We start from the raw sequence: 1,654 nt of genomic DNA, 5'->3' as shown, positions 1-1,654 counted from the left end.
AAATATCCCGTCAATAAATTTTCATTTTGATGTCAGAGACATCGAACTTTCTACGGAGAGTTTGATCCTGGCTCAGGACGAACGCTGGCGGCGTGCCTAATACATGCAAGTCGAGCGGACTGATGGGGAGCTTGCTCCCCTGATGTCAGCGGCGGACGGGTGAGTAACACGTGGGCAACCTGCCTCACAGACTGGGATAACTCCGGGAAACCGGGGCTAATACCGGATAATCAAGGGAACCGCATGGTTCCTTTGTAAAAGTTGGGTTTTACCTAACACTGTGGGATGGGCCCGCGGCGCATTAGCTTGTTGGTGAGGTAAGAGCTCACCAAGGCGACGATGCGTAGCCGACCTGAGAGGGTGATCGGCCACACTGGGACTGAGACACGGCCCAGACTCCTACGGGAGGCAGCAGTAGGGAATCATCCGCAATGGGCGAAAGCCTGACGGTGCAACGCCGCGTGAGTGATGACGGTCTTCGGATTGTAAAGCTCTGTTGTCAGGGAAGAACAAGTGCCGTGCGAATAGAGCGGCACCTTGACGGTACCTGACCAGAAAGCCCCGGCTAACTACGTGCCAGCAGCCGCGGTAATACGTAGGGGGCAAGCGTTGTCCGGAATTATTGGGCGTAAAGCGCGCGCAGGCGGTTCCTTAAGTCTGATGTGAAAGCCCACGGCTCAACCGTGGAGGGTCATTGGAAACTGGGGAACTTGAGTGTAGGAGAGGAAAGTGGAATTCCAAGTGTAGCGGTGAAATGCGTAGATATTTGGAGGAACACCAGTGGCGAAGGCGACTTTCTGGCCTACAACTGACGCTGAGGCGCGAAAGCGTGGGGAGCAAACAGGATTAGATACCCTGGTAGTCCACGCCGTAAACGTTGAGTGCTAGGTGTTAGGGGTTTCGATACCCTTAGTGCCGAAGTTAACACATTAAGCACTCCGCCTGGGGAGTACGGCCGCAAGGCTGAAACTCAAAGGAATTGACGGGGGCCCGCACAAGCAGTGGAGCATGTGGTTTAATTCGAAGCAACGCGAAGAACCTTACCAGGTCTTGACATCCTCTGAAACCCTCAGAGATGAGGTTTTCCCCTTCGGGGGACAGAGTGACAGGTGGTGCATGGTTGTCGTCAGCTCGTGTCGTGAGATGTTGGGTTAAGTCCCGCAACGAGCGCAACCCTTGACCTTAGTTGCCAGCATTCAGTTGGGCACTCTAAGGTGACTGCCGGTGACAAACCGGAGGAAGGTGGGGACGACGTCAAATCATCATGCCCCTTATGACCTGGGCTACACACGTGCTACAATGGATGGTACAAAGGGCAGCGAGACCGCGAGGTTAAGCGAATCCCATAAAGCCATTCTCAGTTCGGATTGCAGGCTGCAACTCGCCTGCATGAAGCCGGAATTGCTAGTAATCGCGGATCAGCATGCCGCGGTGAATACGTTCCCGGGCCTTGTACACACCGCCCGTCACACCACGAGAGCTTGTAACACCCGAAGTCGGTGCGGTAACCTTTTGGAGCCAGCCGCCGAAGGTGGGACAGGTGATTGGGGTGAAGTCGTAACAAGGTATCCCTACCGGAAGGTGGGGATGGATCACCTCCTTTCTAAGGAGCTTTTGAAGCTCAAACAAGTTTCAACACAGGTTTCGCTCCTGT

Annotated in this window: 1 rRNA gene; it reads left to right on the top strand. The window is 54.6% G+C overall.

Features of this window, described 5'->3' with window-relative positions:
* The first annotated feature begins 49 nt into the window (after positions 1-49).
* Positions 50-1,603: ribosomal RNA gene (locus tag FGB90_RS19370) — 16S ribosomal RNA — on the top strand.
* The last annotated feature ends 51 nt before the right edge of the window (positions 1,604-1,654 follow it).

Source organism: Alteribacter natronophilus, assembly GCF_006007885.1.
In the GTDB taxonomy this organism is placed as follows: Bacteria; Bacillota; Bacilli; order Bacillales; family Salisediminibacteriaceae; genus Alteribacter; species Alteribacter natronophilus.
This window is presented reverse-complemented; position numbering and strand designations above follow the sequence as displayed.